At 68.2% G+C, this 16,817-nt stretch carries 19 protein-coding genes; 16 read left to right on the plus strand and 3 right to left on the minus strand.

Annotated elements, in window-relative coordinates:
* The first annotated feature begins 43 nt into the window (after positions 1-43).
* The 10 genes from PT015_RS21225 (at position 44) to PT015_RS21270 (ending at position 9,316) form a co-directional block, all read left to right on the plus strand.
* The gene (locus PT015_RS21225) at positions 44-406 is read left to right on the plus strand and encodes a hypothetical protein (RefSeq protein WP_285187030.1); all 363 of its coding nucleotides are present in this window, start codon (positions 44-46) and stop codon (positions 404-406) included.
* Between the two features lie 22 nt (positions 407-428).
* Entirely contained in the window at positions 429-689 is a 261-nt protein-coding gene (locus PT015_RS21230; protein ID WP_285187031.1) for a glutaredoxin family protein, read from the plus strand.
* 97 nt (positions 690-786) lie between these two features.
* Entirely contained in the window at positions 787-2,136 is a 1,350-nt protein-coding gene (locus PT015_RS21235; protein ID WP_285187033.1) for a glutamyl-tRNA reductase, read from the plus strand.
* Positions 2,137-2,149: 13 nt separating this feature from the next.
* On the plus strand, positions 2,150-3,076 hold the full coding sequence (hemC, locus tag PT015_RS21240; RefSeq protein ID WP_285191220.1) for a hydroxymethylbilane synthase: 927 nt from the start codon (positions 2,150-2,152) through the stop codon (positions 3,074-3,076).
* A gap of 39 nt (positions 3,077-3,115) precedes the next feature.
* Complete coding sequence (locus PT015_RS21245) at positions 3,116-4,774, plus strand: bifunctional uroporphyrinogen-III C-methyltransferase/uroporphyrinogen-III synthase (protein WP_285187034.1); 1,659 nt, start codon at positions 3,116-3,118, stop codon at positions 4,772-4,774.
* A 94-nt stretch (positions 4,775-4,868) separates the two neighbouring features.
* Positions 4,869-5,852: a porphobilinogen synthase gene (gene hemB / locus PT015_RS21250; RefSeq protein ID WP_285187038.1), complete on the plus strand. Its 984-nt coding sequence runs from the start codon at positions 4,869-4,871 to the stop codon at positions 5,850-5,852.
* Positions 5,849-6,271, plus strand: coding sequence for a hypothetical protein (locus tag PT015_RS21255; RefSeq protein ID WP_285187040.1), 423 nt, complete (start codon positions 5,849-5,851; stop codon positions 6,269-6,271). The genes hemB and PT015_RS21255 overlap by 4 nt, the downstream gene beginning before the upstream one ends.
* Positions 6,272-6,318: 47 nt before the next feature.
* Positions 6,319-6,870, plus strand: a complete 552-nt coding sequence (locus PT015_RS21260) for a DUF3093 domain-containing protein (protein ID WP_285191221.1) — start codon at positions 6,319-6,321, stop codon at positions 6,868-6,870.
* A 44-nt stretch (positions 6,871-6,914) separates the two neighbouring features.
* Entirely contained in the window at positions 6,915-7,166 is a 252-nt protein-coding gene (locus PT015_RS21265) for a hypothetical protein (RefSeq protein WP_285191222.1), read from the plus strand.
* Positions 7,163-9,316 carry a heavy metal translocating P-type ATPase gene (locus PT015_RS21270; RefSeq protein WP_285187042.1) on the plus strand — a complete coding sequence of 718 codons (2,154 nt, stop codon included), beginning with the start codon at positions 7,163-7,165 and terminating at the stop codon, positions 9,314-9,316. Before PT015_RS21265 ends, PT015_RS21270 begins: the two co-directional genes overlap by 4 nt.
* Here PT015_RS21270 and PT015_RS21275 read toward each other — a convergent pair.
* Positions 9,277-10,164 carry an alpha/beta hydrolase gene (locus PT015_RS21275; RefSeq protein WP_285187044.1) on the minus strand — a complete coding sequence of 296 codons (888 nt, stop codon included), beginning with the start codon at positions 10,162-10,164 and terminating at the stop codon, positions 9,277-9,279. The two genes, PT015_RS21270 and PT015_RS21275, sit on opposite strands and share 40 nt — an antisense overlap.
* A gap of 87 nt (positions 10,165-10,251) precedes the next feature.
* Between PT015_RS21275 and PT015_RS21280 the strand changes: the two genes are divergently transcribed.
* On the plus strand, positions 10,252-10,962 hold the full coding sequence (locus PT015_RS21280) for a DUF5642 family protein (RefSeq protein ID WP_285187046.1): 711 nt from the start codon (positions 10,252-10,254) through the stop codon (positions 10,960-10,962).
* 4 nt (positions 10,963-10,966) lie between these two features.
* On the opposite strand, the gene PT015_RS21285 is transcribed toward PT015_RS21280, so the two are convergent.
* Entirely contained in the window at positions 10,967-11,380 is a 414-nt protein-coding gene (locus tag PT015_RS21285) for a MerR family transcriptional regulator (protein ID WP_285187047.1), read from the minus strand.
* Positions 11,381-11,463: 83 nt separating this feature from the next.
* Here PT015_RS21285 and PT015_RS21290 point away from each other — a divergent pair, with 83 nt between their 5' ends.
* Genes PT015_RS21290 through PT015_RS21310 form a run of 5 tightly spaced genes read left to right on the plus strand, consistent with a single transcriptional unit; the run spans position 11,464 to position 16,325 of the window.
* A complete protein-coding gene (locus PT015_RS21290) occupies positions 11,464-11,610 on the plus strand; it encodes a hypothetical protein (protein ID WP_285187048.1) in 147 nt (48 codons plus the stop codon).
* Between the two features lie 51 nt (positions 11,611-11,661).
* Positions 11,662-12,525, plus strand: coding sequence for an oxygenase MpaB family protein (locus PT015_RS21295; RefSeq protein WP_285187049.1), 864 nt, complete (start codon positions 11,662-11,664; stop codon positions 12,523-12,525).
* Positions 12,512-13,105, plus strand: coding sequence for a TetR/AcrR family transcriptional regulator (locus PT015_RS21300; RefSeq protein WP_285187051.1), 594 nt, complete (start codon positions 12,512-12,514; stop codon positions 13,103-13,105). Before PT015_RS21295 ends, PT015_RS21300 begins: the two co-directional genes overlap by 14 nt.
* A 39-nt stretch (positions 13,106-13,144) precedes the next feature.
* A complete protein-coding gene (locus PT015_RS21305; RefSeq protein ID WP_285187052.1) occupies positions 13,145-14,971 on the plus strand; it encodes an amino acid permease in 1,827 nt (608 codons plus the stop codon).
* A gap of 7 nt (positions 14,972-14,978) precedes the next feature.
* Positions 14,979-16,325: an amino acid permease gene (locus PT015_RS21310; protein WP_285187054.1), complete on the plus strand. Its 1,347-nt coding sequence runs from the start codon at positions 14,979-14,981 to the stop codon at positions 16,323-16,325.
* Here the strand turns inward: PT015_RS21310 and PT015_RS21315 are convergent.
* Positions 16,322-16,717, minus strand: a complete 396-nt coding sequence (locus PT015_RS21315; protein WP_285187055.1) for a nitroreductase family deazaflavin-dependent oxidoreductase — start codon at positions 16,715-16,717, stop codon at positions 16,322-16,324. The two genes, PT015_RS21310 and PT015_RS21315, sit on opposite strands and share 4 nt — an antisense overlap.
* Positions 16,718-16,817: the final 100 nt, after the last annotated feature.

Genomic DNA, 16,817 nt, shown 5'->3' on the forward strand with positions numbered 1-16,817 from the left:
GGTGGCTGCGTGGCTACGGCCGCCGCCCGAGTCGAAGTCGTCGGTGCCTTCCGCGCCGAGCTTCAGCGCAGAACAAGCCGCGGCGGCCAAAGCTGAAGTGTGCGCCGCCTACGAGAAGATTCACCGCGCGAGTGTTGCGAATTCAGGACGGAGCGGTGGCGACGACCCGACGGCTCAGCTCGCGGTCGCTATTAACGAGAGACAAATCTATGTCGCAGGCAATGCTCGCCTTCTGGGCGCTTTAGCCGACGAACCGGCCACTCCGCCCGATCTAGCTGCAGCGACACGAAAGCTTGCCAAGTTATTTCAGAATCTCACCCTCGACAACTTGGCCTCCGACCCAGCCGTTCCGGAACAGAACGAAGCGAATCACACTGCGTTAACGATCCAAAACCTCTGCAAATAAACCGAACTGGCACACTGGAAAAATGCCCCGCCGTCAAGTCGAGCTGCTCACCCGGGCCGGCTGCTCGATCTGCGACGGCGTCTACGCCCAACTCAAACAACTCGCGCAAGAACTCGACTTCGACCTGACCGCCACCGACGTCGACGCCAAGGCAAACGAAGGCGACCCGAAGCTGCGAGTCGAATTCGGCGACCGGCTCCCGGTCGTCCTACTCGACGGCCGCGAGCACAGCTACTGGGAGCTCGACGAGCCCCGCCTGCGCAAGGATCTGGCCAGCGGGTGACTTCGCCGTAAATTTGGTGGCCTAACTGGTGACCGTCTACGGTGGACACCAGTCAATTCACCGGTGTTAGCAAGGGAGCGGGCCAGGTGATTCAGCCGTGAGCGTCCTGCTTTTCGGTGTGTCGCACCGCAGCGCGCCGGTCTCTGTCCTGGAGCAACTCAGCACCGACGAGGCCGAGCAGATCAAGCTCGTCGACCGGATCATGCAATCGCCGCTGGTTACCGAGGCCATGGTGCTCTCGACCTGCAACCGCGTCGAGGTCTACGCCGTCGTCGAAGCCTTCCACGGCGGCCTCTCCGCGATCGGCCAGGTGCTCGCCGACCACTCCGGTATGACGGTCCCCGACCTCACCAAGTACGCCTACGTCCGCTACAGCGAGGCCGCCGTCGAACACCTCTTCGCGGTGGCCAGCGGCCTCGACTCCGCGGTCGTCGGAGAGCAGCAAGTCCTCGGCCAGGTCCGTCGCGCCTACGCCGCCGCCGAGACCAACCGCACCGTCGGCAGGACGCTCCACGAACTCGCCCAACGCGCCCTGGCCGTCGGCAAGCGCGTTCACTCCGAAACCGGCATCGATGCCGCCGGCGCCTCCGTCGTCTCGGTCGCGCTCGGCATGGCCGACGCCAAGCTCAGCGGCCTGCAGGGCAAGACGGCCGTCGTCGTCGGCGCCGGAGCCATGGGTGCGCTGTCGGCCGCCCACCTGACCCGCGCCGGCATCGACAACATCTACGTCGTCAACCGCTCGTTGCCCCGCGCGCAGCGACTGGCCCGCAAGATCCGCGAAACCGGCACGGCCGCTGAAGCTTTGAGCCTGGACGACCTCGCAACAGCGTTGGCCGACGCCCACGTCGTGGTCAGCTGCACGGGCGCCGTCCGCCCAGTCATCTCCCTGGCAGACGTGCACAACGCGCTGACCGCCAGCCGCCACGAGGACACCGACCCACCGTTGGTGATCTGCGATCTCGGCATGCCCCGCGACGTCGACCCCGCCGTTTCCGGTCTGCCGGGCGTCTGGGTGGTCGACATGGACCGCATCCAGCGCGAGCCGTCCGCCAAAGCCGCGCAAGCGGACGCCGAGGCCGCGCGCCACATGGTCGCCGCCGAAGTGGCCACCTACCTGGCCGGACAGCGGATGGCCGAGGTCACCCCGACCGTCACCGCGCTGCGCCAGCGTGCCGCGGACGTCGTCGAGGCCGAACTCCTGCGCCTCGACAACCGGCTGCCGAACCTCGAGGCAGCCCAGAAGGACGAGGTGGCCCGCACCGTGCGCCGCGTCGTCGACAAGCTGCTGCACGCGCCGACCGTCCGCATCAAACAACTGGCCAGTGCACCCGGCGGCGACAGCTACGCCGAGGCGCTGAGAGAGCTGTTCGAACTCGACCAGACCGCCGTCGACGCCGTCGCTACGGCAGGCGAATTGCCCGCTGTGCCAACCGATTCCGCTGAGTAGCCGCTTGTCCGACGTGATCCGGATCGGTACCCGTGGCAGCCTGCTGGCCACCACCCAGGCCGGCGCCATCCGCGACGCCCTGCAAGCCAACGGCCACCAGGCCGAACTGGTGATCATCAGCACTGCCGGCGACCAGTCGCAGGAGCCGATCCAAGACATCGGCGTCGGCGTCTTCACCGCCGCGCTCAGGGAAGCTATCGCCGCCGACGAGGTCGACATGGCGGTGCATTCGTACAAGGACCTGCCGACCGCGCACGACGAGCGGTTCGTCATCGCGGCCGTCCCGCGCCGCGAAGACCCGCGCGACGCTCTAGTGGCCCGCGACGGGTTAGTGCTGGGAGAGCTGCCGAACGGTGCAATTGTGGGCACCTCGTCGCCCCGCCGGGGCGCGCAGCTTAGAGCACTGGGTCTCGGTTTGGAAATTCGCCCCCTACGAGGCAACCTAGACACCAGGTTGAACAGGGTAAGCAGTGGTGATCTGGACGCGATCGTGGTTGCCCGGGCGGGTCTGACCCGGCTGGGACGTCTCGACGCCGTCACCGAGACGCTGGAGCCGGTGCAGATGTTGCCGGCGCCGGCTCAAGGAGCTCTCGCCGTCGAGTGCCGCAGCGGGGACTCCCGGCTCGCGGAACTGCTGGCAGAGCTGGACGACGCCGACTCCCGCGCGGCCGTCACCGCCGAGCGTGCCCTGCTCGCCGAACTGGAGGCGGGTTGTTCCGCGCCGGTGGGGGCGATCGCGGAAGTGGTCGAGTCCATCGACGAGGAGGGCCACATCTTCGAGGAGCTGTCGCTGCGCAGCTGTGTGGCGGCGCTGGACGGATCCGACGTGATCCGCGCGTCCGGGATCGGCAGTCCGGATCGGGCACGGGAGCTGGGGCTCTCGGTGGCCGCCGAGCTGTTCGACTTGGGGGCACGGGAAGTCATGTCGAGCGCGCGGTAACAGCAAGCGCGCCAACGAGCAAGGTAGGTAGGAGCGACGATGACGACGCGAGGGCGCAAGCCGAGGCCCGGCCGCATCATGTTCGTGGGTTCGGGTCCTGGCGACCCAGCCCTGCTGACGACGCGGGCCGCAGCGGTGCTGGCCAATGCCCCCCTGGTGTTCATTGACCCCGACGTGCCCGAGGCAGTGCAGGCGTTGATCGGTAAGGATCTGCCGCCCGTCTCCGGGCCCGCGCCGGCCGAACCGGCAGCGGCGTCGGAAAACCCAGCAGAGGGCGCGGACGCGAAAGAACAACCCGCCGCCGTGGTGTCGGTGGGACCCGACATCCGGCCCGCGCTGGGCGACCCCACCGAGGTGGCCAAGACGCTGGTCGCCGAGGCCCGCACTGGGGCCGACGTGGTGCGCCTGGTAGCCGGCGACCCGCTGTCGGTCGACTCGGTGATCACCGAGGTCAACTCCGTGGCACGCAGCCACCTGCACTTCGAGATCGTGCCGGGCCTGGCCGCCAGCGACGCGGTGCCGACCTACGCGGGTCTGCCGCTGGGCTCGTCGCACACCGTTGCCGACGTCCGCGGAGACGTCGACTGGGGCGCCCTGGCCGCCGGTCCGGGTCCGCTGATCCTGCAGGCCACCTCGGCGCATGTCGCCGACTCGGCCCGCACGCTGATCGAGTACGGCCTGGCCGACACCACCCCCTGCGTGGTCACCTCGTCGGGCACCACCTGCCAGCAGCGCTCCGTGGAGTCGACGCTGGGCGGGCTGACCGACACGAACCTGCTGCTGGCCGCTGACGGCGCCGCGCCGTCGCCGGTGGTCGTCACCATCGGCAAGACGGTGGCCAACCGGGCCAAGCTGAACTGGTGGGAGAGCCGCGCCCTGTACGGCTGGACCGTGCTGGTGCCACGCACCAAGGACCAGGCCGGCGAGATGAGCGAGCGGCTGACCGCGCACGGCGCGCTGCCGATCGAGGTCCCGACGATCGCCGTCGAGCCGCCGCGCAGCCCCGCCCAAATGGAGCGTGCCGTCAAGGGATTGGTCGACGGCCGCTACCAATGGGTCGTGTTCACCTCCACCAACGCGGTGCGTGCGGTGTGGGAGAAGTTCGGCGAGTTCGGTCTCGACGCCCGCGCGTTCTCCGGCGTGAAGATCGCTTGCGTCGGCGAGTCGACCGCGGACCGGGTTCGCGCATTCGGGATCAGCCCCGAGCTGGTGCCCTCCGGCGAGCAGTCGTCGCTGGGCCTGCTGGACGAATTCCCGGACTACGACAGCATTTTCGATCCGGTCAACCGGGTGCTGCTGCCGCGTGCCGACATCGCCACCGAGACGCTGGCCGAGGGTCTGCGCGAACGCGGCTGGGAGATCGAGGACGTCACCGCGTACCGGACCGTGCGCGCCGCCCCGCCGCCAGCGGCCACCCGCGAGATGATCAAGACCGGCGGCTTCGACGCGGTGTGCTTCACCTCGAGCTCGACCGTGCGCAACCTGGTCGGCATCGCCGGCAAGCCGCACGCGCGCACCATCGTCGCCTGCATCGGGCCGAAGACCGCTGAGACGGCAGCCGAATTCGGCCTGCGCGTCGACGTGCAGCCCGAGACCGCCGCGGTGGGCCCGCTGATCGAAGCGCTGGCCGAGCACGCCGCCCGGCTGCGCGCCGAGGGTGCGCTGCCGCCGCCGCGTAAGAAGAGCCGCAGGCGCTAAGGGGCGATTTCGCGTTGACTCTGCGTCTATGGCGCAAAAGTGCGGGTAACCTCCGCCCTCAGCGCAGAGTCAACGCACACGGGTAGGAGGCGCAGTGGGTAACTATCCGCGGCAGCGTCCGCGCCGGCTCCGGTCGACCCCGGCATTACGCCGGCTGGTCGCGCAAACCTCCCTGGAGCCAAGGCATTTGGTGCTGCCGATGTTCGTCGCCGACGGCATCGACGAGCCGTCGCCCATCGCCTCTATGCCGGGTGTCGTGCAGCACACCCGCGACTCGCTGCGCAAGGCCGCCGTCGAGGCTGTCAAAGCCGGTGTGGGCGGGCTGATGTTGTTCGGTGTTCCCCGTGAGCAGGACAAGGACGCGGCCGGGTCGGCCGGCACCGATCCCGACGGCATCCTCAACGTCGCGCTGCGCGACCTCAGCAAGGACCTCGGTGACTCGACCGTGCTGATGGCCGACACCTGCCTCGACGAATTCACCGACCACGGCCACTGCGGCGTACTCGACGACCGCGGCCGGGTCGACAACGACGCCACGCTCACTCGGTACGTCGAACTGGCTGTCGCGCAAGCAGATTCGGGCGCCCAGGTGGTCGGGCCGAGCGGCATGATGGACGGCCAGGTGGCGGCCATCCGGGACGGCCTGGACGTCGCCGGTCACACCGACACCATCATCCTGGCCTACGCCGCCAAGTTTGCGTCCGCGTTCTATGGCCCGTTCCGAGAAGCGGTGAGCTCCAGTCTGATCGGCGACCGGCGCACCTATCAGCAGGAGCCGGGCAACGCCCGCGAGGCGCTGCGCGAGGTCCAACTCGACCTCGACGAGGGGGCCGACATCGTGATGGTCAAGCCGGCGATGAGCTACCTGGACGTCGTGCGGGCCGCGGCCGAGATCTCACCGGTGCCCGTCGCCGCCTACCAGGTGTCGGGGGAGTACGCGATGATCGCCGCGGCCGCCGCCAACGGCTGGATCGACGAACGCGCCGCCGCCCTCGAATCGCTGACCAGCATCCGGCGCGCCGGCGCCGACATCGTGCTCACCTACTGGGCCGCCGACGTGGCCGACTGGTTGTCGTGACGGGTCCCGTCCAACACGAACCGCCGGCCAGGCCGACCGACGTCGACACCGGCTTCTGGCTCTGGGTGGTCGCGCTACCGCTGATGGTGATCGGCTACGTCGCCGACATCGTGGGCTCCGCCAACGGGCACGGCGCCACCCCATTGCTGGTCGCCTCGGGACTGTTCACCGGGGTGCTCTGCGCGATCGTCGTGACGTTCCTGATCCTGATGCGGGCCGGATACCGCTGGGCGCGAACGACGTTGACGGGCGGCGCGATCGCCACCGTCGTCTACGTCGGCATCCGGTTGTTCACCGTGACCTGGCCGCCGCTGTGGGCCGTCGCGTGCGGCGCCGCCGGCATCACCGGATCGGTGCTGATCGCCGGGGGAATGTACCTGCTGCACCGCAGCGACTCGCACGAGTATTTCACCAGGTGAACGCCCGCAATGACCCAGCTAACCCGACCGCCGATCCAGCAGGGATGATGGACAACGTGACCGCCGGCACCGACACCGAAGCAGCACCGATCTTTCGCGAGGTCGGCGCGACCTGGTACTGGGTGCTGGCTGGGCCGATTTCCGCCGGGATCATGCTGTGGATCGAGAAGTCCAACGGCAACGGCTGGCAGATCTCGGTGCCGGCGTTCTTTCTGGTGATCGTCTCGAGTTTCATTGCACTGCAGGTGAAAGCAGCACGCATCCACACCTCGGTCGTGCTGACGCCCTACACCCTGCGCCAGGGCACCGAGACGATCAAGGTGTCGGAGATCGTCAAGGTGTACCCGGAGCCCGACAGCCCGCTGGCCGGCCAGAAGGACCTCGAGCGCTGGCAGTCTGCCCGCGCGCTCGGCGAGCTCGTCGGCGTCCCCAAGGGCCGCACCGGCATCGGGCTGCGGCTCACCGGCGGTCGAACCGCGCAGGCGTGGGCGCGCAAACACCGCCACCTGCGCAACCTGCTGACCCCGCTGGTCGAGGAGCGCGTCGGCCCCACCGAGTCGCCGGACGACGACGAGCACGGCGAGAGTGCGCGCTGGTGACGTCCGGTGACGATGCGCGTGGTCGCGAGGAGAAGCCGGGCCGATTGGTCCGCTTCCGCGCCGTTGTCGAACTGCTGCTGGCCTGCGCCGCGGCGGTGGGCTGCGCGGCCAGTTGGTCGGCGGTGCGCTCCACCATTGCCGTCGCGCCCGTCCTCAAGGATCAGCCGGTGACGATGTCGGTCGTCTACGACCCGTCGATGCTGCTGGCCACGCTGCTACTGGCGGCGCTCGCCGGCGTACTGGCGGTCATCGGCATCGCCCGGCTGCGGCGGGCCGGCCGCACCCCGGCGATATGACCACCACCGATCTCGACCTGCGCGGCATGAGCTGCGGGTCATGCGCCGCCCGCATCGAGGGTGCGCTGAACCGGCTCGACGGCGTGCGCGCCGCGGTGAACTTCGCATTGGAACGGGCCCACGTCCAGCACGAGTCCGAGGTGTCGGCCGGCGACCTGATTCGCGCGGTGGAGTCGACGGGCTACCAGGCGTCGGTCGTCGTCGACCCGTTCGCGCAGTCCGACGACGTGCCGCAGGACGAGCTGCGTTCACGCCTGGTCGGCGCGACGCTGCTGGCGATTCCGGTGGTCGCGGTGTCGATGGTGATGGGCTGGCAGTTCGCCGGGTGGCAATGGCTGGCGCTGGCGCTGACCACGCCGGTGGTGGCGTGGGGCGGTTATCCGTTCCATCGTGCTGCGCTGCAAGGACTTCGGCACCGCACCTCGACGATGGACACGTTGGTGTCGCTCGGCACGCTGGCCGCCTACCTCTGGTCCACGGCCACGGTGCTGCGGGGAGCTTCCGGACCGGTCTACTTCGAAGTCGCCGCCGCGGTCACGGTGTTCCAGTTGGCCGGCCGCTACGCCGAGGCGCGGGCCAAACGCGCGTCCGGGGCGGCGCTGCGTTCGTTGTTGAGCCTGGGCGCCAAGGACGCGACGGTGCTGCGCGACGATGACGAGGTGCGGGTTCCGGTGTCGCAGTTGCAGGTTGGCGACGTGGTCGTGGTGCGTCCGGGGGAGCGGGTGGCCGTCGACGGTGTGATCACCGACGGTACAACGGCTTTGGATACCTCGGCGATGACGGGTGAGCCGGTGCCCGTCGACGCGGCCGCCGGTGACACCGTGGTCGGTGGTTCGCTGAACACCTACGGTCGGCTGCTGGTCCGCGCGACCCGGGTCGGTGGTGACACACAGTTGGCCCGGATGGGCGCCCTGGTCAGCGACGCCCAGAACAACAAGGCACCCATCCAGCGCACGGCCGATCGGGTCGCGGCGATCTTCGTCCCCGCGGTCCTGCTGATCGCCGCGGCGACCATGGCCGGGTGGCTGCTGGCCGGTCAGGCCTCCTCAGAAGCGTTCACCGCCGCCGTCGCGGTGCTGATCATCGCCTGCCCGTGCGCGCTCGGCTTGGCCACCCCGACCGCGATCCTGGTCGGCACCGGCCGCGGCGCGCAGCTGGGCATCCTGATCAAAGACCCGAAGCTGCTCGAGACCATCGAGGGCGTCGACACCGTGGTCTTCGACAAGACCGGAACGCTGACCACCGGCGCGATGGCCGTGCACGGCATCGAGGCCCGCCCCGGCGAAGACGCCGACGACGTGCTGGCCAAAGCGGCCGCGATCGAGTCGGCGTCCGAGCATCCGCTGGCCGCTGCGATCGTGGCGGCGGCCCGCGACCGCGGTATTCAGATCGGCAGCGGCCCAAATGAATTCGTCAACGACCCGGGCGTCGGCGTCGCCGGCGTGGTGGATGGCGTCGAAGTCTCGGTGTCTCGCATCGGCTCGCTGGCCGGCGTCGATCTGCTGGCGCCGCCGACCACTCGGCACACCGCCGTTCAGGTGACGTGGGGTGGTCAGGTCCGCGGCGTGATCACGCTGGCCGACCGGGTCAAACCCGACAGTGCTACGGCCATCGCGGAATTGCGCGCCATGGGCATCACCCCGATGCTGCTCACCGGCGACAGCGCGGCGGTGGCGCGGCAGGTCGCCGACGAGGTCGGCATCGCGGCCGACGATGTGATCGCCGGGGTGCTACCGACCGAAAAGGCCGACGCCATCACGCGTTTGAAGGCGCAGGGCCGCACGGTTGCCATGGTCGGCGACGGCGTCAATGACTCGGTGGCGCTGGCGGTCGCCGACATCGGCATGTCGATGGGCAGCGGCGCCGACGCGGCGATCGACGCCGGCGACCTGACGCTGATGCGGACCGACGTGCTTGCCGTGCCGACGGCGCTTCGGCTCTCGTCGCGCACGCTGCGGACCATCCGGATGAACCTGTTCTGGGCGTTCGCGTACAACGCGGCGGCGATCCCACTCGCGGCCCTGGGACTGCTGAACCCGATGATCTCCGGCGCCGCAATGGCCTGCTCATCACTGCTAGTGGTGGCGAACAGCCTGCGGCTCAAGCGATTTCAGGAAGCCAGCCAGGCCAGCTCGGCCGGCAGCTGCTGACGCCAGTACACCTCGTCGTGTCCGCCGGGTGAAAACCCACCCGCGGGCGGCGTCCGGAGCTGGCTGACGAACTGATGGGCGGCCGGCGCGAAACGGTCCTCGTTGCCGCAGTCGACCCGCAGCGGAATCTGGTTCAGCGCAGGCAATCCGAAGACCGTGTTGCGCGTCCAGTCGTCGTAGCTGTCGAAGGCACCGAGTGTGCTGGCGGTGTAGGACTGGTACAGCGCCGGGCTGACCGCGCAGATCCCCGCGGTGCGCGCCGGACCCAGTCGCGAGCCGAGCAGCATGGCGCCGTAGCCGCCCATCGACCAGCCCATGAAGCCGATCCGGGTGATGTCCAGGCTCATGGTCGCCAGCATCGGGATCAATTCGTTGAGCACCATCGAACCGGCGTCCTCGCCGCCGGCGCGGCGGTGCCAATAGGTGTCGCCGCCGTCGACGGCGACCACGGCGATCGGCGGCCGGCCGGCCTTCGCCAGCTCCGCGAGTGCCTGCTCGACACCAAAGCTCATCACCTGTTTGGCGCTGCCCCGCACGCCGTGCAGCGCGATCACCGGGCGCAGCGGCCCGGTGATGCCCGGCGGCCGGGCAATGATGTAGTTCGTCAGTACGCCGCCGCGGGCCGCCGAGACGAACGAACCGGCCACCTTGGTCGGCAACGGTGCGGGAGCGGCGACCGGCGGTGCGGGCGGCAGCGGGGCCGGCGGCTCGAGAGGGCCGGGGTCGGCCGGCACGCGCTCCGGATCGACCAGGGCGCCGAACGACCAGATTCCTGCCGCCCCCGCGATGGCGCCGGCGCCGAGGCGCAGGGCAGCACGGCGTGACAGGTCAGGCACGATGATCATCATGCCGAGCCGAGCGGGCCGCTGATACAGCTGAGCCGTTTCGGTATTTCTCCGTAATCAACGTGTGAACTGAATTGTTAGGGTCGGAACATGATGCTGGCGACTGTCGCGGTGCGTACTGGTGTGGCAATGCTGGCTGTCGCGACGCTGGCGTCGTGCAGCTCGAAGACTCCGAAGCCCAGTAGCCCGCCCAGCACACCGAGCGCGGCGAAAACCACCACGACCAAACCCGCGGAACCGCCGGGCGGCTACGACATCGGCCGAATTGCCAACCTGGCCAACCAATTACCGCCGGGATTCACCACGACCGAGATCCCGCGCACCACGCTGACCAAGGAACAGGCCGACAGTGCAGCCGGGCTGGAGAAGCAGTTCGCGTTCACCTTCGATCCGCCGCAATGCAATACGATGCTGAAGCCGACCGGCGTCGAAGCGGGCTCGGAATCGCAGGGTCTCCAAGCGCAGGGGCCACAACAACTGATGATCATGGCCGTGCGAACCGCGCAGCCTCTTCCGGACACAATTCTGGGTGCGGGATGCGATCGCGTGGCGTTCTCGTCGCAGGAGGGTGCGCGGGGAACCGCGGAACGTCTGGGCGGCCCGGCTATCGACGGCGTCACGACCGCCGCCGTCAAGGTGCACCTGGATTTCGCGGTCGCCGATTTCTCCAAGACGATCGACCGGCTCAGCTACTTCGCGCTCCTCGGCGACAAGACCGCGGTCCTCATCGACGGCGAGAAGGACCCGCAGCTGCTAGAGGACCTGCTCGTCAAAGCGGTGGCGGCGATCCGCCAGAAGTAGCGCGTCAGTTCTCCTCGATGGCGCTGCAGATCGCGGCCGACCTGTCCTCGGCGCAGCAGTCGTCGGCGTCGCGCCGGCTGTTGATCAGAGACTCGCGCAAGCCCAGCAATTCCTCAACGGCGCTGTCGATTTCGATGATTCGCTCGTCGAGCATGTCGCGGACGGCGACACACGGTGAGGCGCCGCCGTTGCGGATGACGATGATCCGGCGAATGTCCTCCAGATGCAGGCCGAGTTTCCGGGCTCGCCGGATGAACGTCAGCAACTCCACATCATCTTCGTCGTAGATGCGGTAGCCGGTGACGGTCCGGTCGGCGGGCGGGAGCAGGCCCTTTGCCTCGTAGACGCGCACAGCCTTACGGGTGAGCCCGGCGGCGGCGGCAGCCTGGCCGATCGTAAGTCCTGATGTCAGCGGCACATATCCAGTATTGACCTTGCCCCAGGGGCCAGGTTCTAGCGTTTCGCTATCCCAATTCCACAGCACCGAAGGAGATTGCGAACATGGCCCTCAATCAAGGCGAAACCTACGAATGCCCGGACGCCGGATGCGGCTGCCAGGTCACGGTGACCCGGGCGACGCAGGCCGACTGCCCCCGCCCCGAGGCGCTGACCTGCTGCGGCAACACGATGGTCAAAGCCGGAGGCTGATGCACGCGGCGGCGGTTGGTACAAAGTTCGAAATGTGTAACACTGTTCCACATGACCGAACTGCACGACGCCACCGTCGCCGCAGCCACCGACGATGCGCTGCCGCTGGGCCCGCAGTCGCTGGTGTGGCGTTACTTCGGCGACAACCGGATGTACCTCATCGGGCCGCGGCCCGCCGTGCTGCAGAACATGCTGGCCGAACTCGGCCAGGGCGTCCTCGATCATTCGGTGTTCTTCGACGACACCTCCGCGCGGATCAAGCGCTCGCTGCCGCCGATCTTCCGGACCGTCTACGGCGCCGACGATGACAACGCGGGCCATCAGGTGCGTGACTTCCACCACCAGATCAAAGGTGAAATGCCAACGGGCGAGCGGTATCACGCGCTGGACCCGGAGACCTACTACTGGGCGCACGCCACCTTCGTCGAGCAGGTGCTCTACTTCGCCGACACCTTCGTCAAACGGCTGACCGACGCGGAGAAGGAGCAGATCTACCTGGAGTCCAAGACCTGGTATCGCCGCTACGGTGTCAGCGAGCGACCGATGCCCGCGAACTACCAGGAGTTCGAGAAGTACTGGGACCACATGATGGACCGCATCGTGGTCGCCCACCCCACCGCGAAATACGGTGTGGGATATGTGACCAAGGGCTTCCCGCGACCCAAGGCCGTGTCGCCACTGGCGTGGCGACTGGTGGCGCCGGTGTTCAATCCGGTCGCGGCGTTCCTCACCACCGGTGGGATGCCGCCGCGCGGCCGCGAACTGCTCGGCCTGCCCTGGAGTGATCGTCAGGAACGTCGCTATCAGCGCTTCGCCGCGGTGTGGCGATCGCGGCCGGTGAACTGGCTGTGGGATCGGTTGCCAATGAGTCTGCGTTACAACGGTTTTGCCCAGGCCGGTTATGCCCGGGGCTGATGCGGCCACCAACGCGATCCTCGACGCCGCCGTCGTCGAGTTTCAGCAGCACGGCTTCCGCCGGGTCGCTCTCGACGACGTGGCCCGGCGCGCCCGCGTCAGCCGCACCACTATCTACCGCCGCTTCGCCAACCGGGACGAGCTGGTCGCCGCCGTCATCGACCGGGAAAACGCCATCCTGTTCGCCAACATCGCCGATGAACTGAAAAGCCGACGGCCGCAATCGAATTACTACGTCGAAGCCTTCACATTGTCGATCGTTCGATTCCGACAACACCGCGTGCTCACCCGCATGTTGGCCGACGAGCCCGGCCTGATGCTGGAATTGGCGAACCAGCACTGGGACGCGGCCGTCGAGCGGATGGCGGACGCGCTGCGGGTGATCTTCCCCGACGGCTTCGCCGAGCAAATCGGATCCGACGCGGTCGACGAGCTCGCGGACACGATCCTGCGTTATGCGGCAATGGTTTTGCTGTTGCCGGCTCGCCAGCCGATGCTCGACGACGACGACATTCGCGCGTTTGCGACCACGCATTTCCTGCCCAGCCTGCCCATCGCGCTGCGCGCCGTCCCGGTGTGAAACGAGCGCGGCCAAGCGCGTAGGTGTTAGCGTCCGGGCATGCCGGAGACCCACGAGACGAGCGGTGCCGCACCGCTGCGCCGAGGTCTGTCGCAACGGCAGCTGAACATGATCGCGCTCGGGGGTGTCATCGGCGCCGGGCTGTTCGTCGGATCCGGCGTCATCATCGGCGAGACCGGGCCCGGCGCATTCATCACCTACGCGATGTGCGGCGTGCTGGTCGTCCTGGTGATGCGGATGCTCGGCGAGATGGCCACCGCCAATCCGTCGACGGGGTCGTTCGCCGACTACGCCCGTCAGGCACTCGGCGGTTGGGCGGGCTTCTCGGTCGGCTGGCTGTACTGGTACTTCTGGGTCGTGGTGGTCGGCTTCGAGGCCATCGCCGGCGGTGCGGTGCTGTCCTACTGGATCAACGGTCCGCTGTGGCTGATGTCGGGGATCCTGATGGTCGCGATGACGGCGACCAATCTGTTCTCGGTCGCCGCGTTCGGTGAGTTCGAATTCTGGTTCGCCGGAATCAAAGTCGCGGCGATCGTCGTGTTCCTGGCGCTCGGCTCGCTGTTTGTGTTCGGGTTGTGGCCGCGGCGCAGCCTCGACTTCAGCAACCTGACCGCGCACGGCGGGTTCTTCCCCAATGGCGTCGGCACGGTCTTCGGTGCCGTTTCGGTGGTGGTGTCCGCGATGGTCGGTGCCGAGGTGGCCACCATCGCCGCCGCTGAGACCGCGAATCCCGAACGGGCCGTGGCGAAAGCGACGAAGTCGGTGGTCGTCCGGATCGTCATCTTCTACCTGGCCTCGATCTTCCTGCTCGCCGTGATCGTGCCGTGGAACATGGAACGGCCGGGTCTCTCGCCGTACGTTGCGGCGTTGGGGGAGATGGGGATTCCCGCCGCCGGGCACATCATGAACGCGGTGGTGCTGACGGCGGTGCTGTCGTGCCTGAACTCCGGCCTGTACACCGCGTCGCGAATGTTGTTCGTGCTGGCCGCTCGCGGCGAGGCGCCGATCGAGCTGGTCAAGGTGGGCCGGCGCGGTGTGCCCCACGCCGCGATCCTGGTGTCGTCCGTCGTGGGTTTTTTGTGTGTGGTGATGGCGTGGATCGCACCGGAAGCGGTCTTCACGTTCCTGCTGAAATCGTCCGGTTCGCTGGTGCTTTCGGTGTACCTGCTGATCGCCCTGTCGCAGATCGTGCTGCGCCGCCGCACCCCCGCCGCCCGGCTGCGGGTGAAGATGTGGCTGTTCCCGGGCCTGTCGATCGCCACGGCGGTCGCCCTGGTTGCCGTGCTGGTGCTGATGGCGTTCGACCCGAACGCTCGGATGGAACTCGTGCTCGGTCTGCTGTCCTGGGCGGTGGTGCTGACGCTGTACTTCCTGCCGCGCTGGTGGCGGAGGCCGACGCGGAGCGGCGCGGGCGTGACACCGACCGGCAAGGCGAAGCGGGTGCTGGTGCTGGCAAACAAAAACGTCGCTACGAGCGAACTTTTCGACGTCCTGCGCCGTGTCGACGCCCAGCAGCGTGCGGAGTATTTCATCTGCGTGCCGGTGAACCCCGTCGACACCGGGCAGGCCGAGCGCACTGGTCCGGTCTTCGTCTTGGACGCCACCGTCACCGCGGCGCACGGACGCCTCGACGCGATCCTGACGGCACTGCGGGAAGTGGGCCTCGATGCCGACGGCGAACTCGGCGACTACCGGCCGCTGCGGGCGCTCGATGCCGCGGTGCGGCGCTTCCAACCCGACCAACTGGTGATCGCCGAGGCGCGCTCGGCCTGGCTGCGACTCGGCATGGTCGACCGGGTGCGAGCGGCATACCCGCTCCCAGTGCTGCACGTGGTGCCCGGCTCGTCGGCGCTGAGCTCGGCCTGAGCCGGCGATGAGCGCCACACCCCAACTGCGCCAAGGGTTGTCGCAGCGGCAGCTGACGATGATCGCGATCGGCGGCATCATCGGCGCCGGATTCTTCGTCGGGTCGGGCGTCGTGATCGGCAAGGCCGGCCCGGCGGCGTTCCTGACCTACGCGCTGTGCGGCGTGCTGATCATCCTGGTGATGCGGATGCTCGGCGAGATGGCCACCGCCAACCCGTCGACGGGGTCGTTCGCCGACTACGCGCGCGAAGCACTGGGCGGCTGGGCGGGCTTCTCGGTCGGCTGGCTCTATTGGTACTACTGGGTGATCGTGGTCGGTTTCGAGGCCGTCGCCGGCGCGAAGGTCATCACCTACTGGTTTCCCGCGCCACTGTGGCTACTGTCGCTGCTGCTGATGACGGTGATGACGGCGACGAACCTGTTCTCGGTGTCGTCTTACGGCGAATTCGAATTCTGGTTCGCCGGAATCAAAGTCGCGGCGATTCTGCTCTTCCTGCTGCTCGGTTCGGCGTACGCGTTCGGGCTGTGGCCGCGCCGGCACGCCGACTTCACCAACCTGCATGCCCACGGCGGTTTCTTTCCCAACGGACTGCACGGCGCGTTCGGAGCGATCGTCGTGGTGATCTTCTCGATGGTCGGCGCGGAGATCGCGACCATCGCCGCCGCGGAGACCCCCGATCCCGAGCGCGCCATCCGCCGGGCGACCAACGCCGTCGCCGCCCGCATCGCGATTTTCTTTGTGGGATCGGTCTTTCTGCTGACCGTCGTGCTGCCGTGGAACTCCACGCAATCCGGGGCGTCGCCATTCGTCGCGGCGCTGAAGCAGATGGGCATCCCTGGCGCCGACCACCTGATGAACGCGGTGGTACTCACCGCGGTGCTGTCCTGCCTGAACTCCGGTCTCTACAGCGCCTCGCGAGTGCTATTCGTACTCGCCGGCCGGCACGAGGCGCCGGCCCGGTTGCTCGAGGTGAGTCGGCGTGGTGTGCCCTATCTCGCGATCGTCGGGTCGTCGCTGGTCGGATTTCTATGCGTGATCATGGCCGCCGTCGCCCCCAGCACGGTGTTCCAGTTCCTGCTCAACTCGTCGGGCGCGATCGTGCTGCTGGTCTATTTGCTGATTGCGTTGTCGCAGATCGTGTTACGCCGCAAGACCGCGCCGGAGAAGTTACAGGTGAAGATGTGGCTGTTCCCCGGGCTGTCGATTCTGACGGCGGCCGCGATCGCCGCGGTGCTGGTGCAGATGGCGTTCGACGCCGGCGCGCGCATGCAGTTCTGGCTCAGCCTGCTGTCATGGGCCGTGACGATCGGGCTGTACTTCGTCACGAAACGTGTTGCGACCCGGGCGGATTAGCCGGTCTTGGTCAGCAGCACGGCGTGCTCGAACGGCAGTCGGGCGAAGACGCGGTGCGCCGCGCCGCCGACGTGCGTTGCCGCGGCTTCCTTGGTGACGGTCTGCGGGTTGGCGACGCCGAACGTCTTGCCGTGCCGACGCATGCGCCCGCCGCCGGCGGCGTTGAGGTTCTTCAGCCAGTCGCGGTCTGGGCCGTAGGTCAGCAGGATCGCCACGCCGGGCTTGCCGCCGACGTCGGCGTTGAACACCGTCAACGGGGTGCGGTAGGCCTTGCCGGACTTACGGCCGACGTGTTCGAGGATGCCGAACGACGGGGCCCAGCCGGCCCACATCTTCTGGATCGGGTTGGTCACCCGCCGGTTGAACCGGGCGAGTCGCTGCGGTAGTTGCATACCGTCATCCAACTCCGGCGGCGCCCTCCAGCCAACCCCCGGAAGCGAGACCCAACCGAGACGTTGTCGGCCCCGAATACCTCTTCACCAAGTGCGAGGA

Origin of the sequence: Candidatus Mycobacterium wuenschmannii, assembly GCF_030252325.1 — a bacterium.
In the GTDB taxonomy this organism is placed as follows: Bacteria; Actinomycetota; Actinomycetes; order Mycobacteriales; family Mycobacteriaceae; genus Mycobacterium; species Mycobacterium wuenschmannii.